The sequence below is a fragment of the Nonomuraea sp. NPDC050310 genome, assembly GCF_040655795.1.
In the GTDB taxonomy this organism is placed as follows: Bacteria; Actinomycetota; Actinomycetes; order Streptosporangiales; family Streptosporangiaceae; genus Nonomuraea.
This window is the reverse complement of record NZ_JBFAKP010000009.1, coordinates 130,354-153,755: the sequence shown is the minus strand read 5'-3', so window position 1 is coordinate 153,755 and position 23,402 is coordinate 130,354. Positions and strand designations below refer to the sequence as shown.

Genomic DNA, 23,402 nt, shown 5'->3' with positions numbered 1-23,402 from the left:
GTTACTGGCCAGTCACTAAGGAGTGCCATCCACCCATGTCTTCCGGGTAATCAGGATATTTCCTGACTTGACGCTCAGGGTGTCCTCTGGACGCCGTCTAGAATCTGTTCTAGTTTTCCAGGTGTTGACCGAGCGCTTGGTGGAGGTAGCGGATGGGCGAGCGGTTCGCCGACCTCCTGGCCGCCCGTGCCGGCGACGACCGGCCCGGCCTGCGCTTCGAGGGCCGGACCTGGACCTGGCGCGAGTACGTGGCCGGATGCCGGGAACGCGCCGCCCGGCTCGACGCCGCCGCGCCCGGCGGCTCCCTGCACGTCGGCGTGCTCCTGGACAACGGGCCCGAACTGCTGTTCCTCGTCGGCGCCGCCGCGCTGAGCGGGCACGTGGTGGTGGCGCTCAACCCCACCCGCTCGCCCGCCGAGCTGGCCCGCGACGCCGCCGCCACCCACGTGGGACTCCTGGTCGCCGAGGACCCGTACGGCGAGGCCGCCCGATCGGTGGCCGCCGCGCTAGCCCTTCCGAGCGACGGCGAAGGACCGGCCAAGCCCGCCCCCGAGCCCGCGGGCGACCTGGTCATGCTGATCTTCACCTCCGGCACCACGGGCCGGCCCCGGGCCGTCCGGATCACCCAGCGCAAGCTCGCCGTCCCCGGCGCCAGCCTGGGCGCGCTGCTCACCCCGGACGACGCCGTCTACTGCGCGATGCCGCTCTTCCACTCCGGCGCGCTCATGGCCGCCTACGCCCCGGCGGTCGCCTCGGGCGCCACGCTGGTGGTGCGTAGGCGCTTCTCGGCCTCGGCGGTGCTGCCGGAGGTGCGCGAGCACGGCTGCACCTACCTGCACTACGTCGGCAAGGCCCTGTCCTACGTCCTGGCCACGCCGGAACGGCCGGACGACGCCGACAACCCGCTCAAGCTGGTCTTCGGCAACGAGGGCAGCGCGGTGGCGGTCCGCCGGTTCGGCGAGCGCTTCGGCTGCTTCGTGATCGACGCCTTCGGCTCGACCGAGACCGCTGTCTCGATCACCCCCGACCCGGCCGGACCGCCCGGCAGCCTGGGCCGGCTGCCCGAGGGCGTCGAGATCCTCGACCCGGCCACCGGGGCCCGCCGCGAGCCCGCGCGCTTCGAGCGGGGCCGGCTGGTCAACCCGGACGAGGCGATCGGCGAGCTGGTCAACACCACGGGCCTGGGCCTGTTCGACGGCTACTACGCCGACCCCGAGGCCGACCGCGAGCGGATCCGCGACGGCGCGTTCTGGTCGGGCGACCTGGCCTACGCCGACGCCGACGGCTACGTCTACTTCGCCGGACGGGGTACGGAACGGTTGCGGGTGGACGGCGAGAACCTGGCGGTGGCCCCGGTGGAGGCGGTGTTGCGGGAGTTTCCCGGCGTGGTCGAGGCGGCGGTCTACCCCGTGCCCGACGCCGCCGCCGGTGACCAGGTCATGGCCGCCCTCGTGCTGGCCGGGCCGTTCGACCCGGACGCCTTCCAGGACTTCCTCGCCCGGCGTCCGGACCTCGGCGCGAAAGCCGTACCGCGCTATCTCCGCCTGGCCGAGCGGCTGCCGCAGACGCCCTCGCACAAGGTCGTCAAGCGGCTGCTGGCCGAGGAGGCGTGGCTGACCGCCGACGAGGTCTGGTGGCGGCCCGGCCGTACCGGCTTCCGCCCGCTCACCGACGCCGACCGCCGCGACATCGAGGCCGAGTTCGTACGGCACGGCCGCCGACACCACCTGGGGGGCTAGTGGACTTCAGCCTGGACGAGACCCAAAGCGACCTGCGCAAGCTGGCCCGCGAGATCCTCGCGGCGGAGACCGACGCCTGGCCCGCGCTGCGCGAGGCCGGCCTGACCGAGATCTGCGCGCCGGAACCGGCCGGGTCCGGGCTCGGCGCGGTCGAGCTGGCGGTGGTCCTGCGCGAGGTCGGCGCCCGGGCCGCCCCGCTGCCGATGTTGCCGCACCTCGCCGGCACCCTCGCCCTCGCCGGATACGGCCGGACGGTCGACGGCCTGGTCACCGTGGCCACCCGGGGCACGGACGGCCGGGCGAGCAGCGTGCCGTACGCCGCGCAGGCCGACCACCTCGTGGTCGCCACCGGCCAGGAGGTCCTGCTGGTCGGCGAGTGGACGAGCGTCCCGGAGTTCACCTCCACCGGCGAACCGGCCGCGACCGTCGCCTACGCCTCGGGCGAGCGCCTGGGCGACGACGCCGAACGCGTCCGCGACCTGGTGCTCGTCGCCGCCGCCGCGCAGGCGAGCGGCGTCCTGGCCGGGGCGCTGGAGCTGACCACCGAGCACATCAGGACCCGGCGCCAGTTCGGCCGCGCGCTCGCCGAGTTCCAGGCGGTCACCATGCAGATCGCCGACGTCTACGTCGCCTCGCGCGCCCTCGACGTGGCGCTCTGGGCGGCGGCCTGGGGCGGCGACCCGCGCGACGCCGCGCTGGCCGCCTTCCACGTCAGCGAGGCCTTCCGCGCCCTGTACACCTGCCAGCACCTGCACGGCGGCCTCGGCCTCGACGTCACCTACCCGCTGCACCGCTACTTCGCGCAGGCCAAACAGCTCACGCACCTCACCGGAGGCGCCGACGCCCAGCTCGACCGGATGGGAGCGCTCACCTGATGCTGATCGACCTCACTCCCGAGCAGAAGGCGCTCCGCGCCGAGCTGCGCGAGTACTTCGCCGCCTGCCTCACCGCCGAGCAGCGCGCCGAGATCGCGAACGACCCGTTCGGCACCGCCTACATGGCACACTGCCGCCGCCTCGGCCAGGACCGCAAGCTCGGCGTGGGCTGGCCCGCGGAGTACGGCGGAGGCGGGTTCGGCCCGGTGGAGCAGCAGATCTTCGCCAACGAGATCGCCCGGGCCGGCGTGCCGTACCCGATCATCACCCTGCAGACCGTGGGCCCGACGCTCATGCAGTACGGCACCGCGGAGCAGAAGGCGTTCTTTCTGCCGCGCATCCTGGCGGGGGAGTGCCACTTCGCGATCGGCTACAGCGAGCCGGAGGCCGGCACCGACCTGGCCTCCTTACGCACCACCGCGACCCTGGACGGCGACCACTACGTCGTCAACGGGCAGAAGATCTTCACCAGCGGCGCCCACTACGCGCAGTACGTCTGGCTCGCCGCGCGCACCGACCCCGAGGCCAAGAAGCACCGCGGCATCACCATGATGATCGTCGACTGCGCCGACCCGGGCTACTCCTGGACGCCGATCGTCACCATGGACGGCCGCCACCACACCAACTCCACCTACTACCAGGACGTCCGCGTCCCGGTGTCGATGGTGGTCGGCGAGGTCGGCAAGGGCTGGGACCTGATCGTCAACCAGCTCAACCACGAGCGCGTGACGCTCGGCCCGGCCGGGAACATCGCCCAGACCTACGACCGCTTCGTCGCCTGGGCCCGTGCGGCGAACCTGCTGGACCATCCGGACGTACGGCGGGCGATCGGCCGCATCCACGCCTGCTTCCGCACCAACGAGCTGCTCAACTGGCAGGTCGCCGCCTCGATGGACCTCGGCTGGCTGGGCGCGCCCGACGCCTCGGCGACCAAGATCTACGGCTCGGAACGCATGCAGGAGGTGGGCCGGCTGGTCGCGGAGATCCTGACCCGTTACGGCGACCCGGCCGACCCGGCGACCGCCGAGTTCATGGACCGGCTCGACCACGGCATGAAGGGGGCGGTCGTGCTCACCTTCGGCGGCGGGGTCAACGAGGTGCAACGGGAGCTGATCGCGATGCTCGGGCTCAACCTGCCGAGGCCGCCCCGATGAGCGCGGACGAGCTGGCCGAGCTCGCGGCCAAGCAGGCCGCGGTCGGGGAGGTGCCCGGCGCCCCGGCGGCCGATCCGGTCAACGAGCCCATGATCCGGCACTGGCTGGACGCGATGGGCGACACCAACCCGGTCTACCTGCGCGACGGCGTGGCGCCCCCGGCGATGGCGCAGGTCTGGACGATGCCCGGGCTCAAGCGCGACAAGACCGGCAGCCCGGTGGACGACGTGCTCGCCGCCCTGGACGAGCGCGGCTACACCGGCGTGGTGGCCACCAACTGCGACCAGACCTACCACCGCTACGCGAAGGTGGGTGAGCGGCTGGCCCCGGCGACCCGGTTCACCGGGCTGAGCGGGCCCAAGAAGACCGCGCTCGGCGAGGGCTACTTCGTCACCTGGACCATCGCCTGGTACGCCGAGGACGGCGAGCCGGTCAGCGAGATGATGTTCCGGGTCCTCAAGTTCCGGCCACGGGAGCGGCGCGAGCCGTACCCGCTGCGGCCGGCGGTCAACCGGGACACCCAGTTCTTCTGGGACGGCGTGCGGGCCGGCGAGCTGCGCATCCAGCGCTGCGCCGACTGCGGGGAGCGGCGGCACCCGCCGGGCCCCCTGTGCCCCGCCTGCCACTCGGCCAACCGGGACCACGTCGTCGCCAGGGGCGAGGGCACGGTCTTCAGCTATGTCGTCCACCATCACCCGCCCGTTCCGGGAAGGGAGACGCCCTTTGTGGTGGCTGTGGTGGAACTGCCGGAAGGGGTGCGGATTGTGGGCAACATTGTGGACTGCCCGGCGGATGCGGTGGGTATCGGTATGTCGTTGTGCGTGACCTTCCGGGCAATGGACGAAGAACTGATCCTTCCGATGTGGGCACCACGGGAGACGTGATGCGAACGCTGACCGACGGAACGGTCGAGATCGGTTCGGTGCTCCCCGAACTGGCCATCGAGCTCACGCCGACCGTGGTGGTCTCCACCGCGCTGGCGACCATGGACTTCACCTCGCTGCACCACGACGTCGAGGCGGCGCGGGCCCAGGGGTCCAGGGACATCTTCCTCAACATCCTGACCACGATGGGGCTGGTCGAGCGGTACGTCACCGACTGGGCGGGCCCCGAAGCCATGATCAAGCGGATCAACGTCAAGCTCGGCGTGCCCGCCTACGCCGGCGACCGGCTGTGCTTCAACGGCACGCTGGTCTCCCAGGCCGAGGGCGACTACACCGTCGAGGTGCGCGGCAAGGTCAGCCTGGGCGACCACGCGACCGGCATGGTCACCTTCGCGTTGCCCTGGGCCGCCCGTTGAGGGCCCGCGCGGCCATCGCCGGGATCGGCGCCACCGAGTTCAGCAAGCAGTCGGGACGGACGGAGCTGCAGCTCGCGGCCGAGGCGGTCCTGGCGGCGCTGCGAGACGCGGGGCTGACCCCGGCGGACGTGGACGGCCTGGTCACCTTCACGCAGGACGCCAACCAGGAGATCGCGGTCGCCCGCGAGACCGGCATCGGCGACCTGACCTTCTTCTCCCGAGTGCACTACGGCGGCGGCGCGGCCTGCGCCACCGTCATGCAGGCCGCGATGGCCGTCGCCACCGGGGCGGCCCGCACCGTGGTCTGCTACCGCGCCTTCAACGAGCGCTCCGGCCGGCGCTTCGGCCAGCCCGACGCCGGGCTCGGTGGCGAGCCGTCCTCGCAGGGCCTGGAGATGAGCTGGCACGTGCCCTTCGGCCTGATGACCCCGGCGGCCTGGGTGGCGATGACCGCGCGCCGCTACCAGCACCTGTCCGGGGCGCTTTCGGAGGACTTCGGCCGGGTGGCGGTCGCGATGCGGCGGCACGCCGCGACCAACCCGGCCGCCTGGTTCCACGGCCGCCCGATCACGCTGGCCGAGCACCAGGCCTCCCGCTGGATCGTCGAGCCGCTGCACCTGCTCGACTGCTGCCAGGAGAGCGACGGCGCGGTCGCCGTCGTGGTCACCTCCGCCGACCGGGCCCGCGACCTGCCGCATCCGCCCGCGGTGATCACCGCCGCCGCCCAGGGTTCCGGCGCCGGGCAGCAGATGATGACCAGCTACTACCGTGACGACCTCGGCGGCCTGCCGGAGATCTCGGTCGTCGGCCGCCAGCTCTGGGAGCGGTCGGGCCTGAGCCCGGACGACATCCAGACCGCCATCCTCTACGACCACTTCACCCCGTTCGTCCTGATGCAGCTCGAAGAGCTCGGCTTCTGCGGCCGGGGCGAGGCCAAGGAGTACGTCAAGGACGGCGGCATCGAGCTCGACGGCCGCCTCCCGGTCAACCCGCACGGCGGCCAGCTCGGCGAGGCCTACATCCACGGCATGAACGGCATCGCGGAGGCGGTCCGCCAGCTTCGCGGCACCTCGGTCAACCAGGTGCCCGGCGCGGCGAACGTGCTGGTCACGGCTGGGACCGGCGTCCCGACGAGCGGGCTGGTGCTGTCCGGTCAAGATTCTCTCTAGGTACGGCGTCGCGGCAGGCAGGCCAGGGCGAACTGGGTCACGTTGGTGGCGTGAAGATCGATTGGACCCAGATGCCCACCTACAACACGATCATGGCGGTGGCGGCCGGTATCGGGCTGCTCCTCATGGCCGCGCTGGGCCGGGATCTGCTGCGTGGCCGCACCGACGGGCTCACCGGATTCGCGCTCGCCTTCGGCGTGCTCGGGACCATCCTGACCACGACCGGGCTGCACATGACGCTCACCTGGCCGCTGGCCGGGCAGGGCTTCCCGTTCGACAACATCATCTTCGGCGAGCCGTCGCTGGCCTTCGGGGTGATGCTCCTGGCCGCCGCCTTCTACCTGTGGAAGCGCGGGCTCGACCTGCGCGAGAGCGTGGACCTGGCCGGGCACGTCGTCGCGGTGGCCCGGCCGGTGTCGTGGTTCGCCGCGGCCATGGGGCTGGCGTGCTTCGGCATCGCCGCGGCCGGGTGGACCTACACGCTGTTCGCCGCGCCGCCGCAGGAGCCCATCTCCGGGCTTCTGGCCGAGTACCCGCTGGTGGAGGCCACCTTCATCTCCGGGCTGTACGTCCTGGTGGGCGTCGGTGCGGTGCTGCTGCCCTTCGCGCTGGTACGGCGGGGCGGCCTCGCCAAGGTCGTCGGGTGGTGCTGGGGGCTGGCCGGGCTGGCGTTCACGCTCTTCGGGGCGCTCAACTACTTCACCCACATCGGGCTGATCGTGAACACCATGTAGAACTCCGCTTCAGCTCGGCAGGCTGAAGAAGACCGCCATCGCGATCACCACGCAGGCCAGGAAACCGGCCAGCTCCCAGGCCCAGTCGTGGTGGCGGTCGCGTCGTTTGCGGGGGATCGGCCGGTGCGACCGCGGCACCACCCGGACCGCTTCGGGGGCCGCCGCCACGGGCTCGGGCGTCGAGGTCTGGGGGGTCTCGGGGGACTCCGCGATCCGAAAAGTCTCGGCGACCTCCGGTATCTCCGGTATCTCCGGGACCTCGGGGATCTCCGGCGTCTCCGGCTCGGGCGGCATGATGTACACCGGCTCGGGCGGTTGCGGGCGGGGCAGGAAGAGCCGGCCCGAGGCGTCGTCCCGCTCCCCGGCGACCAGCACGTCACCCGGCTCGGACCGGGGTGTCCCCCTGCGGTCGAGCGACCGGCGGGTGTTGTCGACGATCTCCTCGACCTTCGCCCGCACGTCCTCGAACGGCTTGACCGGCACCGGCGCCGCCAGCACCAGGGGCGGCTGGTCCCGCACCTTGGGCATCGGCGCGGTGGCCGCCTCGTGCGCGAACGGCCCCTCGGGCGGACTCACCAGCTCGGCCGGGAACAGGCCGGTGCTGGACAGGTGGTCGATCTCGGCCAGCGGCAACGGCCAGCGCGGGGTGAGCGGCCACAGATTCAGCGGCGACTCGCCGACCTCCTCCGGCAGGTACGGCTCGGCCGTACCGGACAGCGGCTCCGCCGTACCGGACAGCGGCTCCGCCGTACCGGACAGGGGCCCCGCGGCCTCGGCCAGCGGCGGCGGAGCGGGCCACGGCAGGCGGCGCAGGATCTCGGTGAGGGGCGCCATGCGCACCGCGTGGTGCTCGTCGGTCACCAGGCGGACCGCGATCGAGGAGAAGGCCCGGTCGAGCGCGTGCCGGAAGTGCTCGCGCGCGAGCTCGGCCAGCTCGTCGGCGGTGTCGACGGCGACGTCGAGCACCCAGGCCAGCTCCACCCGGTCGAGCCCGCAGACCTCGCAGAGCACGAGCACCTCGCGCTGGTGCGGGCGCAGGTCGCGCACCGCCCGCTCGATGAGCGAGCAGAGCGGGTCGACCAGGGGATCGACGACGGGCGGGGCGTAGACGACGTCGCGGCGCTGGATCTCGCGCCGGGCCAGCGCGTAGAGGGCGGCCCGGGGCGGAGGCTCGACGACCTTGGAAAGGACCGCGGTCACGGCGTCCGCGGCGGAGCCGTGGTCGCCGAGCTGGTCGGCGCAGTAGGCGAACAGCCCCCGGGCATGCGCGAGGTAGAGCTCCGTACGCGTGGTGAGCTGAGAGATCACGGGACCGGATCCTCTGCGGCTGATGCGATGAAAGGAAGGTAGGTCGCCAATCATGCCGCTTCCGTGGGCGTTGCCGCACTACCGGATGCCTATTTGATAGCAAAACAGGTGAACCGCTTCACGTAGGGGTGACGGGACACAACCCTCCGTATCGCCGTAGGGTGGACCAGGGATCATGACCCAGCACGAACGACGAGGTAGCGCATGATCACATTCGAGTCCGTCACCAAGCGCTACGCCGATGGCACCGTGGCCGTGGACCGGCTCTCGCTGGAGGCGCCCACCGGCGAGATCACCGTCTTCGTCGGCCCGTCCGGCTGCGGCAAGACGACCTCCCTGCGGATGATCAACCGGATGATCGACCCCACCGAGGGCCGCATCCTGCTGGACGGCACCGACGTGACCACGATCGACCCGCCGCAGTTGCGGCGCGGCATCGGGTACGTGATCCAGCAGGCCGGGCTCTTCCCGCACCGCAAGATCGTGGACAACGTGGCCACCGTCCCGTACCTGCTCGGCTGGGACCGCAAGAAGGCCCGCGACCGCGCGATGGAACTGCTCGAACGCGTCGGCCTCGACCTCAAGCTGGCCGGACGTTACCCCTTCCAGCTCTCCGGCGGCCAGCAGCAGCGCGTCGGCGTGGCCCGCGCCCTGGCCGCCGACCCGCCGGTGCTGCTGATGGACGAGCCGTTCAGCGCGGTCGACCCGATCGTGCGCACCTCGCTCCAGGACGAGCTGATCCGGCTGCAGAGCGAGCTGCAGAAGACCATCGTCTTCGTCACCCACGACATCGACGAGGCGATCAAGCTGGGCGACCGGGTCGCGGTCCTGCGCGTCGGCGGGCGGCTGGCGCAGCTCGCCGACCCCAAGACCCTGCTGTCGGAACCGGCCGACGACTTCGTGCGCGACTTCCTCGGCCGCGACCGGGGCATCCGGCGGCTGCAGTTCTTCGGCACCGACGGCCTCGAACTGTCGGACCCGGCTGATACCTCTGGGGCGTGGACACTGCGGATGGCCGACGGGCGGCCCTCGGGCTGGGCACGGGCCGACGGCTCGGGGCCCCTGGAGCCCTACGGCACCTTCGTGCCGGGCCGCGACTCGCTGCGCACGGCGCTCGACGCCGCCCTGCTGACCCCGGCGGGCGCCGCGGTGGCGGTCGACGGCGACGGCCGGGTGGTGGGCGTGGTCCGCAGGGAGACCCTCGAAGCCGCGCTGGCGGAGGCCGCCGATGAGTAGCCGCCACGACCGGCGGGCCGCCGCCGACCGGCGAGCCGGCGAGCGCACCCCCGGGGGAGGGCCGGCCTGATGGACGAGGAACCGCTCTTCCGCTGGAGCTGGGTGGCCAGCAACTGGGACAACGACACCCCCAACAGCATCGTCAACCTGCTCGGCGCGCACATCGTGATGGCCGGGCTGCCCATCCTGCTCGGCCTGCTCGTCGCGCTGCCGCTCGGCCTGGCCTGCGTGCGCTGGCGCTGGCTCTACCAGCCGGTCGCGGGGCTGATGAACGCGATCTACGCGTTGCCGTCGCTGGCGCTGTTCATGATCCTGCTCTCGGTCACCGGGGCCGAGCGGACCACGGTGATCATCCCGCTCACCTTCTACGCGGTGGCGGTGCTCATTCCCGCCGTGGTCGACGGGCTCGGCTCGGTGCCCGACCACGTCCGGCAGTCGGCCGTCGCGATGGGCTACACGCCGCTGCGCCGGCTGCTGGGCGTCGAGCTGCCGATCGCCGTGCCGGTCGTGCTGGCCGGGCTGCGCGTGGTGGCCGTCTCCAGCATCAGCCTGGTCAGCGTGGGCGCGCTGATCGGCCAGGGCGGGCTGGGCAACTTCTTCACCGACGCCTACCAGCGTGACTTCTACACCCCGGCCATCGCCGGGATCGTGCTGATCGTGCTGCTGGCCCTGGTCGCCGACGGGCTCATCCTGCTCGCCCAGCGCCTGCTCACCCCCTGGGTCCGCGCACGGAGGTCGACATGAGGACGCGAGGCGCTGCGGGCCGGAGGCCGGCATGAACTGGTTGATCGACTTCTTCACCGATCCGGCCAACTGGAGCGGTTCGAGCGGCATCCCGCAGCGGCTGGTCGAGCACCTCGGGTTCTCGCTGGTCGCGCTGGCCCTGGCCGCGCTGATCGGCATCCCGCTCGGGCTGCTGGTCGGGCACACCGGGCGCGGCGGGCTGCTGGTGGTCGTCTCGGCCAACCTGGCGCGGGCGCTGCCGACGCTCGGCCTGCTGGTGCTGCTGGTGCTGCTGCTCGGCACCGCCTCCATCTGGCCGGTGCTGATCCCGCTGGTGGCGCTTGCCGTACCGCCCATCCTGGTCAACACCTTCGAGGGCATCCGCGGCGTCGATCCCGAGCTGCGTGACGCCGCGTACGGCATGGGCCTGCGTGGCCCGCAGGTGCTGCTCAAGGTGCTCGTGCCGGTCGCGCTGCCGCTCATCCTGCTCGGCCTGCGGCTGGCCGCGGTCCAGATCGTGGCCACGGCCGCGGTCGCGGCTTACGTCGGGCTCGGCGGGCTGGGCAGGTACATCATCGACGGTCTGGCCACCCGGGATTACAGCCAGGTGGTCGGCGGTTCAGTACTGATCGTGTTGTTCGCCTTGGCCGCGCAGTCGGTTTTCGCGATCACCCAGAGGCTGACGGTCTCACCGGGGGTGAGCCAGCGAGTTCGTATCCGCTAATCTCTGCAATACCCCCCGCTTAGAAGGGAAATAGGTTCCATGAGACGCATTTTCAGCGCGGCGGCGCTTTTCCTCACCGCAGCGCTCACCTTGTCCGCCTGCGGTTCCGGCGACCCGCTCACCACGAGCGCGACCCCGGCGCCGGGCGGGAGTTCCGCCGCCGGCGGGGGCGGGAAGGTCGTGGTCGGCTCGGCCAACTTCCCGGAGAACGTGCTCCTCGCCTCCATCTACGCCCAGGCGCTCAAGGCCAAGGGCGTGCAGGTCGAGGAGAAGCCGAACGTCGGCAGCCGTGAGGTCATCTACAAGCTGATCCAGTCGGGCCAGCTCAGCGTGCTGCCCGAGTACAACGGCGGCCTGCTGTTCTTCGTCGACCCGAAGGCCACCGCCGCCTCGACCGCCGACGTCAACGCGGCGCTCAAGTCCAAGCTCCCGGCCGAGCTGGAGATCCTCGAGTCCTCCGCCGCCCAGGACAGCGACTCGCTCACGGTCACCAAGGAGACCGCGACCAAGTACAACCTCAAGACCATTGAAGACCTCGCCAAGGTCTCCAAGGAGTTCGCCGTCGGCGGCCCGCCTGAGTTCAAGCAGCGTCGTGAGCAGCAGTTCAAGGACGTCTACGGCGTCGAGTTCAAGGAGTGGAAGCCGACCGGCGACACCACCGCCGACGCGATCAAGGACGGCACCGTCCAGGCCGGCAACGTCTTCACCACCGACCCCAAGATCCTGATCAACAACATGGTGTCGCTGGAGGACCCGAAGAGCGTCTTCAGCGCCCAGAACGTCACCCCGCTGGTGAACAAGGCGGCCGTCAACGACACCGTCCGCACCACGCTCAACGCCGTCTCGGCCAAGCTCACCACCGAGGGCCTCGTCGAGATGATGAAGAAGCTGTCGATCGACAAGCAGGACGCCGCCGCGGTGGCCAAGGAGTGGCTCACCGCCAACGGCCTGGCCTGACCCGGCTCGCCGAAGCTCACTCGCGCTCACGTACCCTTCCAGACGTGAGCGTGAGTGACTTCCGGGAAGCCATGGCACAACTCGCCGCCGGAGTGGGGGTCATCACCGTCCGGGACGGGCGGGACGACCTCGGCTCTACGGTGTCGGCCCTCATGTCGGTGTCCATGAACCCGCCGCTCGTCCTCGTCTCGCTCGGCTCCACCGGCTATCTCAGCGAGGTGCTGCTGCGGCAGGACCGCTGGGCCGCCTCCCTGCTCGGCGCCGGGCAGGCCGCCATCGCCAGCCGGTTCGCGACCGCCGGCCGGCCCAGCGCCCGGCATCTCGTCGCCGGCGTGCCCCACCACCGGGGCGAGCACACCGGGGCCTTCGTCGTCGAGGGCGGGGTGGCCGCGCTCGAACTGGAGACCTCCCAGGTCGTGCCCGCCGGGGACCACACGTTGTTCATCGCCCGGGTGCTGGCCGTGGACTACATCGACTCCTCGACCCAGCCGCTCGTCCGCCTCCGCGCCCGCTACCGCCCCGTGTAGCTTCCTGGGCGGGTGCTATCGCCCGGTATAGGTGACGGCTCGGTCGAAGGCGAGGGTCGCGAAGCGCCCGCCGGTGAAGCCCAGCCGTACGCCGTCGCAGTGCGCGAACGGCGCACCCCAGGAAGCGTGATCCCCGTCCGGGAAACAGGCCGCCAGCGCCAGCTCGATCGCCCCGCCATGCCCGACCAGCAGCGCCGAGCCACCCTCGCCGACCCCGTCGAGCGCGTCCAGGAAGATCCCCCGCAGTTCCCCGGCCACCCCCGCAGCCGTGCGGCCCGCCCGGACGACGGCCGCGAGCCGCTGGTAGGGGTCGGCCCACTCCCACTGCGCGTGCCGGGGGATCTCGTCCGCCACATAGCCCGACGGCCACTCCGCGGTGTCGTCCACCGCGAAGCCCATCGCGACGGCGGTCTCGACGGCGCGCGGAGACGCGCTGGTGACGACCCGCTCATAGGGGCCGGCCCCGGCGCCGATCAGGCGGGCCAGCGCGACGCCCTCGGCGGACAGGTGCGAACCGCGGCCACGGGCCGGGCCCTTCTTGGTCAGACTGTGGCGGCGGACATCCAGCCAGATCATGGGCGGCCCGGGGGTCAGCGCGAGGCCGAGGCGGCGCGCGGGTGGGTGTGCAGGTGCGGCTCGTGCGGGCGGGCGGCGGAGGGGTGGGCGTTCTCGCAACGGCCACTGGGCGTGCACACCGCGACCGCCGCGCGGTCGGCCTCGCACTCCAGCAGGCGGGCGCTGCACATGATCGGGGCGACGGCCACCGCGGCCGGGCCGCTGACCAGCAGGGCGGAGGCACAGTAGGCCGCCGCGGCCAGCAGCCGGGAGCCCCGGCCCAGACCGCCCAGCAGGCGCTCGACCCGGTGCACGACCACCCCTTCGGCGAAGGCGAAACCGGGCGAGGGGGCGGAGGGCGAACCGGGCGAACCGGGGGAGGCGGCGGGCGGGATGGTGGCCGTAGAACCGGTCGGGGTGACCGGCGCGGCGGCGGCCGGGGTGATCATTTGGACGATGGCTCCGGCGAGGACGAGGTCGCCGTGCGTCCGCCGGGCCGAGTCGTCGGCCAGCATCTCCAGCAGCCCGAGCACCGCCTCCCGCGCGACCCGGGCGAACGGCAGCCGCGGGAAGGCGTTGCCCAGCGCGACGAACGGCAACATCACCAGATCGTGCCGCCCCGAGGCGTGCGCCCGCTCGTGCGCGAGTACGGCCTGCAGCTCCTCGGCGGTGAGAAGGTCGATCGTGCCCCGGCTGAGCACGACCCGGCCCGAGACGCAGTAGGCCACCGGCTCGTCCCCCGGCAGCACGTGCGCGTCGTGCGCCGCCGAGTGCTCGGCGACCAGGTCGATCATGAGCCGCTGGCGCCGCTGCTCGGCGCGGGTGCGGACGGTGGTCAGCACGATGTGCCCGGCCAGCCAGCCGAGCAGCCCGACCGACCACACCAGGGCGGCCAGGTGGGCGGGACCGAGACCGGCCAGCCCTTCCCCGGCCAGGAGCTGGTGGGCGAAGGCGTGCATGCCGTGCGGGAAGGCCGCCGCCAGCGGGGTGACCGCCGCGACCAGCCCCAGGCTGACCGCGCCCAGCCCGGCGGCGAAGGCCATCGCCTGCCACAGGACGAGCGCGGCCCGCGGCTGCCGGCGTACCCAGGCGGCCCCGGCCAGGCGGCGGGCGAAGGCGAGCGGCAGCAGGCACAGTCCGGCGAGCAGCGCCCAGCCGATCACGACTGGCCCCGGCGCTCGTCGAGCGCGGCGCGCAGGGCGCTGGCGACCTCGGGGGAGACGGTGCCGACGAAGCGGTTGACCGCCGCGCTGAGGTTGCCCGCCTCGTCGAGCGCGGCCCGCATGGTCTCGGCGACGAAGGCGTCCTTGGTGCCCGTGGCGCGGTAGCGGTGCGCCCGGCCGGCGGCCTCGCGGGTGACCAGGCCCTTGTGCGTCAGCCGTACCAGCACGGTGAGCACGGTGGTCACCGCGGGCTCGGAGGGCACCGCGGCGGCGACCTCCTGGGCCAGGAGGCCGTCGGGGTGCTCCCAGAGGGCTTCCATGATCGAGCGCTCCAGATTGCCCAGCCGCACGGGTGGACCCCCTTCTTCGACAACAAGTAGAAGATTACGCGACAATCGTCTTCTACGTCGTGTAGAAGTAGAGGCATGTCGAGAAAAGAGAAGATCGCGGCGATGCGCGCCCAGGACACCCAGCGCGCGGCACGCAAGCGGAATCTCGCCGTCACGCTCACGGTGATCGGCGTCTTCGCCGTCGTGCTGGCGGCGATCGTGCTCATCAACCGCGCCCCCGTCGCCGAGAGCGGTGGCGGGCCCCAGGCCGTGCGCGCCGACAGCCACCGGCTGCAGACCGCCCCGGACGGCAAGGTCACGTTGGTGGAGTTCCTCGACTTCGAGTGCGAGGGCTGCGCCGCCCACTACCCGGTGGTGGAACAGCTCCGCAAGGACTACGCGGGCAAGGTCACCTTCGTGGTGCGCTACTTCCCGATCGCCAGCCACTTCAACGCCGAGCGCGCCGCGCGCGCCGTCGAGGCCGCGGCGCAGCAGGGCAAGTTCGAGGCGATGTACCAGCGGATGTTCGAGCGGCAGCCCGAGTGGGGCGAGAAGCGGGTGCCGGCCGACCAGACCTTCCGCGGCTACGCGCAGGACCTCGGCCTCGACGTGGCCGCCTGGGAGAAGGCCTACCGCGACCCGGCGACCCTGAAGCGGGTGACCAAGGACGCCGAGGAGGGCCAGGCCCTCGGGGTCGAGGGCACGCCGACCTTCTTCCTCAACGGCACGAAGATCCAGCCGCAGTCCGCCGACGAGTTCAAGGCCCTCATCGATGCCGCACTCAAGCGCTGAGGCCCCGTTCCCGCGGCTGCTGCCGTGGTTGCTGCTGAGCGGCGGCGCGATCGGCCTGCTGGCCTCCTTCGTGCTGAGCGTCGAGAAGATCGCGCTGCTCAAGAACCCCGGCTACGTCCCGAGCTGCAGCCTCAACCCGGTCCTGTCGTGCGGCTCGATCATGCGCACCTGGCAGGCCGAGCTGTTCGGCTTCCCCAACCCGCTGCTCGGCGTGGCCGCCTTCGCCGTCGTCACGACCGTCGGCGCGGCCCTGCTCGCCGGCGCGAGTCTGCCCCGCTGGTTCTGGTACGGCCTGCAGACCGGCGTGAGCCTCGGCTTCGTCCTCGTGCACTGGCTGATCTACCAGAGCCTCTACGAGATCGGCGCGCTGTGCCCCTACTGCATGGTGGTCTGGGCGGTCACCGCAGTGCTCTTCTGGTACGTCACCCTGCACAACCTGCGGCGCAGCGGCTACCACACGGTGCCGATCGTGCTGTGGTTCCTGGCGGTCGTCACCCTGATCCTGGTGCGGTTCTGGAGCTACTGGAGCACTTTGCTCTAGCGGAGCCTGGGATTTCGCCGCGATTCGGGGCACGTGACTGGGCATGATGCTGGTTCTGGGTGCGACGGGAACGATCGGCCGCCGGGTGGCGGCCATGCTGGAAGCCGGAGGGAACGCGATCCGCGTCGCCTCCCGGCACACCCCCATCCCCTTCGACTGGTCCGACCGCAAGACCTGGCGGCCGGCCCTCGAAGGCATCGAGCGCATGTTCCTCATGGCGCCGGACGGCCAGCCGATCGAGCCGGAGCTGGTCGCGCAGGCGGTGCGCAGCGGGGTGCGCCGGATCGTGCTGCTGTCCAGCGGGGGCATCGAGGTCATGCGGGACGAGCGGCTGCTGGCCGCCGAGCGCACGGTCAAGGACTCGGGCGTGCAGTGGACGATCGTGCGGCCCTCGTGGTTCGACCAGAACTTCGACGAGGGCTTCCTGCGCGAGGCCGTGCGGGCCGGGCAGGTCGCGGTGCCGGTCGGTGAGCTGCGGCAGCCGTTCGTGGACGCCGGTGACATCGCCGCCGTTGTGGTCGCCGCGCTCACCCGCGACGGCCACGAGGGGCGTAGTTACGAGGTCACCGGCCCGCGCGCGCTGTCCTTCGCGGACGCGGTGGCCGTCATCAGCCGGGCCGCCGGGCGCGAGGTGCGCTTCGACGGCACGCCGGAGGCCTACCTGGCGGCGATGCGCGCGGCCGGGCTGCCCGAGGAGCAGGTCAAGGCGGACCTGGAGGCCTTCGCCGCGTTGCGCGCGCACGGCGACGCCGAGCCCACCGACGTGGTGCGCCAGGTCACCGGCCGCGACCCCAAGCCCTTCGAGACCTACGCCGCCGAGGCCTCCTGGTAGGCCGACGCGAGCCCCTACCAGCGCTCGACCAGGTGCTCCCGGGCGGCGGGCGGCTCGTAGGGGTCGGGCCAGAAGTCGGTCACCCGCGTGATCAACCCCGCCTCGGAGAACTCGAACCAGGCGCAGGCGTCCTGGTGCTCCGCGCCCACCCGCGCGTCGATCCACGCCGCCGCCCACCGCCCGTCGGCCACCACCCGCCGGGCGGTCAGGTGCCAGTCGCCGGGGTACTCCTGGTTGAACCGCAGGTAGGCCGCCTTCCCGCGAATCCGCTCCCGGGTCTGCGGCATCTCATAGACCACCGCGTCGTCCAGCAACGCCCCGAACCGCACCCAGTCGCGCCGCTCGGCGCTGTCGATGTAGTCGTGCACGGCCTGCCGCGTCCCGGCGGTCACCCTCTCGTCCATGGGCCAGGACGCTAGCCGTACCCACCGACAAAGTCCGCCGGGCTCAGCGGATGACGAGCCGCCCCGGGAGCACGAGCGGCCCCTGGGCGGGCAGGCCCAGCGTGGCGGCGAGGTCGGCGAACGGCCCCCACGCCTCCAGCCGCATCCGGGTGAGGGCCGCGGCGCGGTCCTCGCTGCTGTCGGGCCCGCGCAGCCGCTCCAGCGGGTGCAGGCGCGGGTAGCTGCGGACCGGGGCGTCGGCGCTGAGGCCGGCCCGCTTGCGGGCGATGCCGAGCGCGTCCTCCAGCCCGCCGACCTCGTCGACCAGGCCGCCGTCGCGGGCGTCGGCGCCGGTCCAGACCCGGCCCTTGGCCAGCTCGTGGGCCCGCTCGAGCGGGAGCTTGCGGCCGTCGGCGACCTTGCCCACGAAGTCGTGGTAGATCCGGTCGAGCCAGGCGTTGATCCGCTCCCACTGCTCGGGCGAGAAGCCGCGGGCGGTGGAGAACATCGCCGCGTTGCCGCCTTCGGCCACCACGTCCGAGGTGACGCCGACCTTGTCCAGCAGCTCGGCCAGGACCGGCTTGCCGCCGAAGACGCCGATGGAGCCGGTGAGCGTGCCCGGCTGCGCGACGATCACGTCGGCCGCCATGGCGACGAAGTAGCCGCCCGAGGCGGCCAGGTCGCCCATCGAGACGATGACCGGCTTGACCTTGCGGGTGAGCACGATCTCGCGCCAGACGGCGTCGGAGGCGACGTAGGACCCGCCGGGGCTGTCCACCCGGAAGACGACGGCCTTGATCTGGTCGTCGCGGCGAGCGCTGCGGATGGCCGCGCTGATCGTGTCGGAGCCCATCGCCGCGCCGTCGCCGCCGAGGGGGCTGCGCCCGCTGCGGCCGAGCCGGATCGGGCCGTGCCCGTGGACCAGGGCGATGCCCGCGCCGGGCCGGGCCGGCAGCTTGGGGCCCTTGATGTAGCGGGAGACGAACAGCAGCGCCGCCGACTCGCCCGCGGCCTGCCGTACCTCGTCGTAGACCTCGTCGCGGTAGGCCAGCCGGTCGACCAGGCCAGCCTCGACGGCCTCGGCGCCGATGAACGGGCCGCGGTCGATCAGTTCGCGGACCTTGTCCGGGTCAAGGCGGCGGCCCTCGGCGATGCCGGTGACGATCTGCCGGGTGACCGACTCGGCGATCCGCGCCAGCGACTCGCGGTGCGGCTCGGTCATGTGGTCCTGGGTGAACATGTTCGGCGCGGTCTTGTACTCCTGCCGCTGGCCGCCCTCGTAGGAGACGCCGAGCTTGTCCAGGGCGCCCTTGAGGAAGCGCTGCTCCAGCGCGATGCCGGTGAGGCCGACGTCGCCGCTCGGCTGCAGGTAGACCTTGTCGAAGGCGCTGGCCAGGTAGTACGGCACGGTGCCGTTGCCGAACTCGCCGAAGGTCTCGGAGAAGGCGACGGTGAGCTTGCCGGAGGAGCGGAAGTGGATGATCGCCTGGCGCAGCTCCTGGACCGTGGCGAAGCCCAGCGGGTTGCCGCCGATCTTGACGATGAGCGCCTTGACCCGCGGGTCCTGGCGGGCGCGCTTCAGGCCGGAGAGCACGTCGGCCAGGCGCGGCTTGCGCATGCTGAGCAGGGCGGAGAGCGGATCGGCCGGTGGGCCGGCGGTGAGCCCTTCGGTCAGGTCGAGCTCCAGGACCAGCGGGGCCGTGCGCCGCTGACGGATCCGGTCGAAGGTTTCCATGATCGCCTTGCTCGCGTCCATGGAGCCACCCTAATCGCCGTGGGCCGGTCATGGGCGGGTGGCCTGCCGGGTCGGCAGGAAACGGCACAGATGGTACGGCCGGCGCCCCACGGAGATGGCCTGAGGCGTCGGCCGTACCGGATCACCCGAGGGTAGTGACGGGACCGCCGGTCGACATGCGGTCCCGATCACCGTTATGCACTCTTTACTGCCGATCGGGCGGGGTCAGGCGGACAGCCGGGTCTTCTCCGCCTTCCGCAGCGCCGTGGTGCCGTTCTTGCCGTGCGCCCAGTTGAGCCAGGCGGTCAGCAGGGCCCGGTCCTTGCCCTTCTTGAGCACCTTGTAGGCCGTGCCGAGGGTGGAGGCCTTGGTCAGCTCGGGGAAGACCCGGCTGGCCTTGCCGACCAGCTTCAGGTAGCAGACCAGCGTGGCGTCGGCGATCGTGCCGGTGGAGCGGTGGATCTCCGTGGCCCACTGGGCGGCGCTCAGCCGGGCGCCCGCCGTACCTCTGGTGCAGACGGGGGCGGCGGCCGGGCCGGGCGTGGGGGTCACCGTCACGGTGACGGTCACGGTGATCGCGGGCAGCGGCACGACGGTGGCCGGGGGCGGCGTGGTCGTCTGCTCGTCGGTCGGCTCGTCGGTGGGGTTCTCGTCCGTCGGGTCGTCGGTCGGGTCGTCGGTGCCGTCCGTGCCGTCTCCCGTGCCGTCGTTCGGGTCCTCGTCGCCGGACGGGGAGTCGTCGGGGACGGGCGTGGGCGTGGGGCCGCTGGGCGAGGGGGTCGGCGGGACGCCGGTGATGGCGCCGTTGAGGTCGATGCGCGGCGTGCTCGCCGTACTGTCACCGAAGGGGTAGGTGACCGGCGGGCCGGTGCGCTTGAGCGCGTCCACCAGCGAGTCGACGCTCGCCCCCGGCGTGCGGGCCTTGAGGACGGCCAGGGTCCCGGCCACGTGCGGGGCGGACATGGAGGTGCCGCTGTGCACCGCGGTCAGGTCGTCGGGCACGGCCGACTCCACGTCCACGCCGGGCGCGAGCAGGTCGAGCAGCGGGCCGCGGTTGGAGAAGAAGGCCACGCCGTCGGTCGCGTCGGTCGCGCCGACGGTCACCGCGGAGGAGATGCAGCCGGGGAAGGTGACGCCCTCGAAGGACTCGTTCCCGGCCGCGACCACCGGCGCGATGCCCTTGGCCAGCAGCGCGTCGAACTTCGGCTTGAAGACCGCGTCGTCACAGGCGCTCTCGTACGGCTGGCCGCCCAGGCTCAGGTTGACCGCGGCGAGCGGCACCGGCACCTGCGCGGTGGTGAGATAGTCGATCGCCTGGAGCAGCGACGACTCGTACGCCAGCACGCACGGCCCCTCGTCGCCGCAGACGTCGGGGGAGTCGTGCCGGGAGAAGATCTGCACCGCCACCAGGCTCGCGCCCGGCGCGACGCCGGAGGCGATGCCGGCCACGTGGCTGCCGTGGTCGCACAGGCTCGCGCACAGCGCCGTCTCGGCGTCGGCGGCGCCCTCGCCGGTCTGCGTGGTCTGGCCGTTCGGGCAGAGCGAGCGGGCGGTGTCGTCGGCGGCGGAGAAGCACGCCTCGCCGACGATCTTCCCGGCGAAGGCGGGGTGGTCGCGGTCGATGCCGGTGTCCAGGATGGCGATGGCCTGGCCGGCGCCGGTGAAGCCGGCCGCGTGGGCCTTGTCGGCGCCGATCTGCGGCAGGGTGTTGAGCGCGGCGGGCGGGAAGGCGCGGTCGCGGCGGATGCCGGTGACGCGCGGGTCCTCAGCCAGTTCGGCGAGTTGCTCGGGGGTGCCTTCGACGACGAGGAAGGGCTTCGGCTCCACCACGGGAGCGGGGGCCGCGGTGGGGCTCTGGGTCGGGGAGGGGGACGGTAAGACCGTGCCCGAGGGCGTGGCTGAAGGAGCGGCCGAGGGAGTGGCCGAGGGGGCGGGGTCGGACACCGGGGCCTGCACCAGCACCTCGGCCGTCGACTCCGCCGCCACCGGCGCGACCGCGGCGGAGTCGGTGACCTCGACGATCACGCGGACGGGACCCGTGCCCAGCCCCTGCTCGATCTTGGGATCGTCGGCCAGGGCGGGGGTGGCGGGAAGGGTGAGACCCACCAGGAGTCCCGCCAGCAGCAGTCGAAGTCGCACAAATCCTCCGAAGGATGATCTCTCGGAGTCTAAGGCGACACGTCCGAGACGCCTAGGCCTCGCCGGGAGCAGGCGGCGGAACCGCCGTCCCAGAGGCCGGCGCCGGCGGCGGAACGACCGTCCCCGCACCCTGGCCGGAAGCCGGAGCCGGTGGCGGGACCACCGATCCCGAAGCCGGGGCCGGCGGCGGGACCACCGTCTCGTCGGCGTCTGCGACCTGCACCAGGACCGGCTCGGTGAGCACCTCGACCGCCGGCTCGCCGACCTGCGGGCTGCGCAGCCAGATCGCCCCGAGCGGCGGCACCCGCAACACCGCCGAGTACGGCAGCCCGTGCCAGGCCGGCCCGGACGCCTCCACCGCCCCGAGGTTGCCCACCCCGCTGCCGGCGTACTCGAAGGCGTCGGTGTTGAGCACCTCGGACCACTGCCCGGCCTCGGGCAGCCCGATGCGGTAGTCCTCGTGCGGCTCCCCGCTGAAGTTCACCACGCACGCCAGCGCCGACCCGTCGGCCGCGTACCGCAGGAAGGACAGCGTGTTCCCGGAGGCGTCGTCGGCGTCGATCCACCGGAACCCCTCGGGCGTGTGGTCCAGCTCCCACAGCGCCGGGGTCTCACGGTAGACCCGGTTGAGGTCGCGCACCGCCTTCTGCACGCCCTGGTGCCCGTCGAACTGCAGCACCCACCAGTCGAGCCCGCGCTCCTCCGACCACTCCGAACCCTGGCCGAACTCGCCGCCCATGAAGAGGAGCTGCTTGCCCGGATGCGCCCACATGTAGGCGAACAGCGCCCGGAGCTGCGCGAAGCGCTGCCACTCGTCGCCCGGCAGCTTGCCGAGCAGGGAGCCCTTGCCGTGCACGACCTCGTCGTGGGAGAGCGGCAGCACGAAGTTCTCGCTGAAGGCGTACATCAGCGAGAAGGTCGCCTGATGGTGGTGGTACTGCCGGAAGACCGGCTCGTGCTTCAGGTAGGCGAGGGTGTCGTGCATCCAGCCCATGTTCCATTTGAAGCCGAAGCCCAGCCCGCCCAGGTAGACCGGCCGCGAGACGCCCGGCCAGGCGGTCGACTCCTCGGCGATGGTGGCGATGCCCGGCACCCGCCGGTAGCAGACCTCGTTCAGCTCCTTGAGGAACTCCACCGCGTCGAGGTTCTCCCGTCCGCCGTGCACGTTCGGGGTCCACTCGCCCTCGCGCCGGGAGTAGTCGAGGTAGAGCATCGAGGCGACCGCGTCCACCCGCAGCCCGTCGATGTGGAACTCCTCCAGCCAGTAGAGCGCGTTGGCGACCAGGAAGTTGCGCACCTCGCGCCGCCCGAAGTCGAAGACGTAGGTCCCCCAGTCGGGGTGCTCGCCGCGGGCCGGGTCGGCGTGCTCGTACAGCGGGGTGCCGTCGAAGCGGGCCAGCGCCCAGTCGTCCATCGGGAAGTGCGCGGGCACCCAGTCGAGGAAGACGCCGATGCCCGCCTGGTGCAGCCGGTCCACCAGGAAGCGGAACTCGTCGGGCGTGCCGAACCGCGAGGTCGGCGCGTAGTAGGAGGTCACCTGGTAGCCCCACGACCCGCCGAAGGGGTGCTCGGCGACCGGCAGGAACTCCACGTGCGTGAAGCCCATCTCGTGCACGTAGTCCACCAGCTCGGTGGCGAGCTGCTCGTAGGACAGGCCCGGCCGCCAGGAGCCCAGGTGCACCTCGTAGACGCTCATCGGCCGCCGCTGCGCCTGGCTCTCGGCCAGCTCGGCCCGCCAGTCCGCGTCGCCCCAGGCGTAGCCGGAGGCCTCCACGACCGAGGCGGTCTGCGGCGGCACCTCGGTCCGGCGGGCCATCGGGTCGGCCTTGTCGCGCCAGACGCCGTCCACGCCCAGGATCTGGTACTTGTACCGCTCGCCCGCGCCCAGGCCGGGGATGAACAGCTCCCACACGCCGGAGCGGCCCAGCGAGCGCATCGGGTAGTCGGTGCCCCAGTGGTTGAAGTCGCCCACCACCCGCACGCCGCGGGCGTTCGGCGCCCACACGGCGAAGGCCGTGCCCTCGACCTCCTCGTGGCGCATGACCCGCGCGCCGAGCGCCTCCCACAGCCGCTCGTGCCGGCCCTCGCCGATGAGGTGCAGGTCCACCTCGCCCAGCGTCGGCCAGTGCCGGTAGGGGTCGTGCGCGATGTACGGCTCGCCCCCGGCGTATCGCACCTCGAAGGTGTAGCCGGGCGCCTTGTCGAGCCCGGCGACGGTGGCCTCGAACACGCCGTGCGCGACGTGCTCGGCCTCGTGCCGGGTACCGTCCTCGAAGATCACCGTCACCCGTTCGGCCAGTGGCCGGAGGGCGCGGAAGCTGATCCCCTCCGGGCCCGGGTGGGCCCCCAGGATCGAGTGCGGATCGTGGTGGGCCCCGCCCGCGAGGCGCTCGAACTCTGTGTTCACCGACATGTCCCCAACCCTGCCCGACTCGGCTCTTTCCATGTGCCTCAACCCACTGTGGCAGGGGTATCCGACCGTGGGAC

The 23,402-nt window shown here is 72.2% G+C and carries 23 protein-coding genes; 15 read left to right on the top strand and 8 right to left on the bottom strand.

Annotated elements, in window-relative coordinates:
* The first annotated feature begins 152 nt into the window (after positions 1-152).
* The 7 genes from AB0I67_RS22465 to AB0I67_RS22435 are packed head-to-tail and all read left to right on the top strand — an operon-like array spanning position 153 to position 6,971.
* Complete coding sequence (locus AB0I67_RS22465) at positions 153-1,739, top strand: AMP-binding protein (RefSeq protein WP_357926678.1); 1,587 nt, start codon at positions 153-155, stop codon at positions 1,737-1,739.
* Positions 1,739-2,614 carry an acyl-CoA dehydrogenase family protein gene (locus AB0I67_RS22460; protein WP_357926675.1) on the top strand — a complete coding sequence of 292 codons (876 nt, stop codon included), beginning with the start codon at positions 1,739-1,741 and terminating at the stop codon, positions 2,612-2,614. The genes AB0I67_RS22465 and AB0I67_RS22460 overlap by 1 nt, the downstream gene beginning before the upstream one ends.
* Positions 2,614-3,768 carry an acyl-CoA dehydrogenase family protein gene (locus tag AB0I67_RS22455; RefSeq protein ID WP_357926673.1) on the top strand — a complete coding sequence of 385 codons (1,155 nt, stop codon included), beginning with the start codon at positions 2,614-2,616 and terminating at the stop codon, positions 3,766-3,768. Before AB0I67_RS22460 ends, AB0I67_RS22455 begins: the two co-directional genes overlap by 1 nt.
* Complete coding sequence (locus AB0I67_RS22450; protein WP_357926670.1) at positions 3,765-4,652, top strand: bifunctional MaoC family dehydratase N-terminal/OB-fold nucleic acid binding domain-containing protein; 888 nt, start codon at positions 3,765-3,767, stop codon at positions 4,650-4,652. Before AB0I67_RS22455 ends, AB0I67_RS22450 begins: the two co-directional genes overlap by 4 nt.
* Positions 4,652-5,068 (top strand): MaoC/PaaZ C-terminal domain-containing protein, encoded by a 417-nt coding sequence (locus AB0I67_RS22445; protein WP_357926668.1) that lies wholly within the window; start codon positions 4,652-4,654, stop codon positions 5,066-5,068. Before AB0I67_RS22450 ends, AB0I67_RS22445 begins: the two co-directional genes overlap by 1 nt.
* Positions 5,065-6,237, top strand: a complete 1,173-nt coding sequence (locus AB0I67_RS22440; protein ID WP_357926665.1) for a lipid-transfer protein — start codon at positions 5,065-5,067, stop codon at positions 6,235-6,237. The genes AB0I67_RS22445 and AB0I67_RS22440 overlap by 4 nt, the downstream gene beginning before the upstream one ends.
* Positions 6,238-6,287: 50 nt before the next feature.
* Positions 6,288-6,971 carry a DUF981 family protein gene (locus AB0I67_RS22435; protein ID WP_357926662.1) on the top strand — a complete coding sequence of 228 codons (684 nt, stop codon included), beginning with the start codon at positions 6,288-6,290 and terminating at the stop codon, positions 6,969-6,971.
* A 9-nt stretch (positions 6,972-6,980) separates the two neighbouring features.
* On the opposite strand, the gene AB0I67_RS22430 is transcribed toward AB0I67_RS22435, so the two are convergent.
* On the bottom strand, positions 6,981-8,279 hold the full coding sequence (locus AB0I67_RS22430) for a sigma-70 family RNA polymerase sigma factor (protein WP_357926659.1): 1,299 nt from the start codon (positions 8,277-8,279) through the stop codon (positions 6,981-6,983).
* Between the two features lie 204 nt (positions 8,280-8,483).
* On the opposite strand from AB0I67_RS22430, the gene AB0I67_RS22425 reads away from it, so the two are divergent.
* The 5 genes from AB0I67_RS22425 to AB0I67_RS22405 all read left to right on the top strand — a co-directional run bounded on the left by AB0I67_RS22425 (position 8,484) and on the right by AB0I67_RS22405 (position 12,446).
* Positions 8,484-9,515: an ATP-binding cassette domain-containing protein gene (locus tag AB0I67_RS22425; RefSeq protein ID WP_357926656.1), complete on the top strand. Its 1,032-nt coding sequence runs from the start codon at positions 8,484-8,486 to the stop codon at positions 9,513-9,515.
* Positions 9,516-9,584: 69 nt separating this feature from the next.
* Positions 9,585-10,259, top strand: coding sequence for an ABC transporter permease subunit (locus AB0I67_RS22420; protein WP_357926654.1), 675 nt, complete (start codon positions 9,585-9,587; stop codon positions 10,257-10,259).
* Between the two features lie 31 nt (positions 10,260-10,290).
* Positions 10,291-10,962: an ABC transporter permease subunit gene (locus AB0I67_RS22415; RefSeq protein WP_357926652.1), complete on the top strand. Its 672-nt coding sequence runs from the start codon at positions 10,291-10,293 to the stop codon at positions 10,960-10,962.
* 39 nt (positions 10,963-11,001) lie between these two features.
* A complete protein-coding gene (locus AB0I67_RS22410) occupies positions 11,002-11,919 on the top strand; it encodes an ABC transporter substrate-binding protein (RefSeq protein ID WP_357926649.1) in 918 nt (305 codons plus the stop codon).
* Between the two features lie 44 nt (positions 11,920-11,963).
* Positions 11,964-12,446 carry a flavin reductase family protein gene (locus tag AB0I67_RS22405; protein WP_357926647.1) on the top strand — a complete coding sequence of 161 codons (483 nt, stop codon included), beginning with the start codon at positions 11,964-11,966 and terminating at the stop codon, positions 12,444-12,446.
* A 15-nt stretch (positions 12,447-12,461) separates the two neighbouring features.
* Here the strand turns inward: AB0I67_RS22405 and AB0I67_RS22400 are convergent, their stop codons facing one another.
* The 3 genes from AB0I67_RS22400 to AB0I67_RS22390 are packed head-to-tail and all read right to left on the bottom strand — an operon-like array spanning position 12,462 to position 14,514.
* The gene (locus AB0I67_RS22400) at positions 12,462-13,022 is read right to left on the bottom strand and encodes a histidine phosphatase family protein (RefSeq protein WP_357926644.1); all 561 of its coding nucleotides are present in this window, start codon (positions 13,020-13,022) and stop codon (positions 12,462-12,464) included.
* Between the two features lie 14 nt (positions 13,023-13,036).
* Positions 13,037-14,164 carry a M56 family metallopeptidase gene (locus AB0I67_RS22395; protein WP_357926641.1) on the bottom strand — a complete coding sequence of 376 codons (1,128 nt, stop codon included), beginning with the start codon at positions 14,162-14,164 and terminating at the stop codon, positions 13,037-13,039.
* A complete protein-coding gene (locus AB0I67_RS22390) occupies positions 14,161-14,514 on the bottom strand; it encodes a BlaI/MecI/CopY family transcriptional regulator (protein ID WP_357926638.1) in 354 nt (117 codons plus the stop codon). The genes AB0I67_RS22395 and AB0I67_RS22390 overlap by 4 nt, the downstream gene beginning before the upstream one ends.
* Positions 14,515-14,589: 75 nt before the next feature.
* Here AB0I67_RS22390 and AB0I67_RS22385 point away from each other — a divergent pair, with 75 nt between their 5' ends.
* The 3 genes from AB0I67_RS22385 to AB0I67_RS22375 are packed head-to-tail and all read left to right on the top strand — an operon-like array spanning position 14,590 to position 16,658.
* Positions 14,590-15,285 carry a thioredoxin domain-containing protein gene (locus AB0I67_RS22385; protein WP_357926635.1) on the top strand — a complete coding sequence of 232 codons (696 nt, stop codon included), beginning with the start codon at positions 14,590-14,592 and terminating at the stop codon, positions 15,283-15,285.
* On the top strand, positions 15,266-15,826 hold the full coding sequence (locus tag AB0I67_RS22380) for a vitamin K epoxide reductase family protein (RefSeq protein ID WP_357926633.1): 561 nt from the start codon (positions 15,266-15,268) through the stop codon (positions 15,824-15,826). Before AB0I67_RS22385 ends, AB0I67_RS22380 begins: the two co-directional genes overlap by 20 nt.
* 43 nt (positions 15,827-15,869) lie before the next feature.
* Positions 15,870-16,658, top strand: a complete 789-nt coding sequence (locus AB0I67_RS22375) for an NAD(P)H-binding protein (RefSeq protein ID WP_357926630.1) — start codon at positions 15,870-15,872, stop codon at positions 16,656-16,658.
* A 14-nt stretch (positions 16,659-16,672) separates the two neighbouring features.
* On the opposite strand, the gene AB0I67_RS22370 is transcribed toward AB0I67_RS22375, so the two are convergent.
* The 4 genes from AB0I67_RS22370 to glgB form a co-directional block, all read right to left on the bottom strand.
* Entirely contained in the window at positions 16,673-17,062 is a 390-nt protein-coding gene (locus AB0I67_RS22370) for a nuclear transport factor 2 family protein (RefSeq protein ID WP_357926627.1), read from the bottom strand.
* A gap of 43 nt (positions 17,063-17,105) precedes the next feature.
* The gene (sppA, locus tag AB0I67_RS22365; RefSeq protein ID WP_357926625.1) at positions 17,106-18,797 is read right to left on the bottom strand and encodes a signal peptide peptidase SppA; all 1,692 of its coding nucleotides are present in this window, start codon (positions 18,795-18,797) and stop codon (positions 17,106-17,108) included.
* A gap of 204 nt (positions 18,798-19,001) precedes the next feature.
* The gene (locus AB0I67_RS22360) at positions 19,002-20,915 is read right to left on the bottom strand and encodes a S8 family serine peptidase (protein ID WP_357926622.1); all 1,914 of its coding nucleotides are present in this window, start codon (positions 20,913-20,915) and stop codon (positions 19,002-19,004) included.
* A gap of 52 nt (positions 20,916-20,967) precedes the next feature.
* Positions 20,968-23,328, bottom strand: coding sequence for a 1,4-alpha-glucan branching protein GlgB (gene glgB, locus AB0I67_RS22355; RefSeq protein ID WP_357926619.1), 2,361 nt, complete (start codon positions 23,326-23,328; stop codon positions 20,968-20,970).
* Positions 23,329-23,402 lie beyond the last annotated feature (74 nt).

Excerpts from the sequence above, each read along its gene's own strand:
- AB0I67_RS22465 (WP_357926678.1), top strand. The coding sequence starts at position 153 with ATGGGCGAGCGGTTCGCCGACCTCCTGGCCGCCCGTGCCGGCGACGAC.
- AB0I67_RS22455 (WP_357926673.1), top strand. The coding sequence starts at position 2,614 with ATGCTGATCGACCTCACTCCCGAGCAGAAGGCGCTCCGCGCCGAGCTG.
- AB0I67_RS22450 (WP_357926670.1), top strand. The coding sequence starts at position 3,765 with ATGAGCGCGGACGAGCTGGCCGAGCTCGCGGCCAAGCAGGCCGCGGTC.
- AB0I67_RS22445 (WP_357926668.1), top strand. The coding sequence starts at position 4,652 with ATGCGAACGCTGACCGACGGAACGGTCGAGATCGGTTCGGTGCTCCCC.
- AB0I67_RS22425 (WP_357926656.1), top strand. The coding sequence starts at position 8,484 with ATGATCACATTCGAGTCCGTCACCAAGCGCTACGCCGATGGCACCGTG.
- AB0I67_RS22420 (WP_357926654.1), top strand. The coding sequence starts at position 9,585 with ATGGACGAGGAACCGCTCTTCCGCTGGAGCTGGGTGGCCAGCAACTGG.
- AB0I67_RS22415 (WP_357926652.1), top strand. The coding sequence starts at position 10,291 with ATGAACTGGTTGATCGACTTCTTCACCGATCCGGCCAACTGGAGCGGT.
- AB0I67_RS22410 (WP_357926649.1), top strand. The coding sequence starts at position 11,002 with ATGAGACGCATTTTCAGCGCGGCGGCGCTTTTCCTCACCGCAGCGCTC.
- AB0I67_RS22400 (WP_357926644.1), bottom strand. The coding sequence starts at position 13,022 with ATGATCTGGCTGGATGTCCGCCGCCACAGTCTGACCAAGAAGGGCCCG.
- AB0I67_RS22385 (WP_357926635.1), top strand. The coding sequence starts at position 14,590 with ATGTCGAGAAAAGAGAAGATCGCGGCGATGCGCGCCCAGGACACCCAG.
- AB0I67_RS22380 (WP_357926633.1), top strand. The coding sequence starts at position 15,266 with ATGCCGCACTCAAGCGCTGAGGCCCCGTTCCCGCGGCTGCTGCCGTGG.
- AB0I67_RS22375 (WP_357926630.1), top strand. The coding sequence starts at position 15,870 with ATGATGCTGGTTCTGGGTGCGACGGGAACGATCGGCCGCCGGGTGGCG.
- AB0I67_RS22370 (WP_357926627.1), bottom strand. The coding sequence starts at position 17,062 with ATGGACGAGAGGGTGACCGCCGGGACGCGGCAGGCCGTGCACGACTAC.
- sppA (WP_357926625.1), bottom strand. The coding sequence starts at position 18,797 with ATGGACGCGAGCAAGGCGATCATGGAAACCTTCGACCGGATCCGTCAG.
- glgB (WP_357926619.1), bottom strand. The coding sequence starts at position 23,328 with ATGTCGGTGAACACAGAGTTCGAGCGCCTCGCGGGCGGGGCCCACCAC.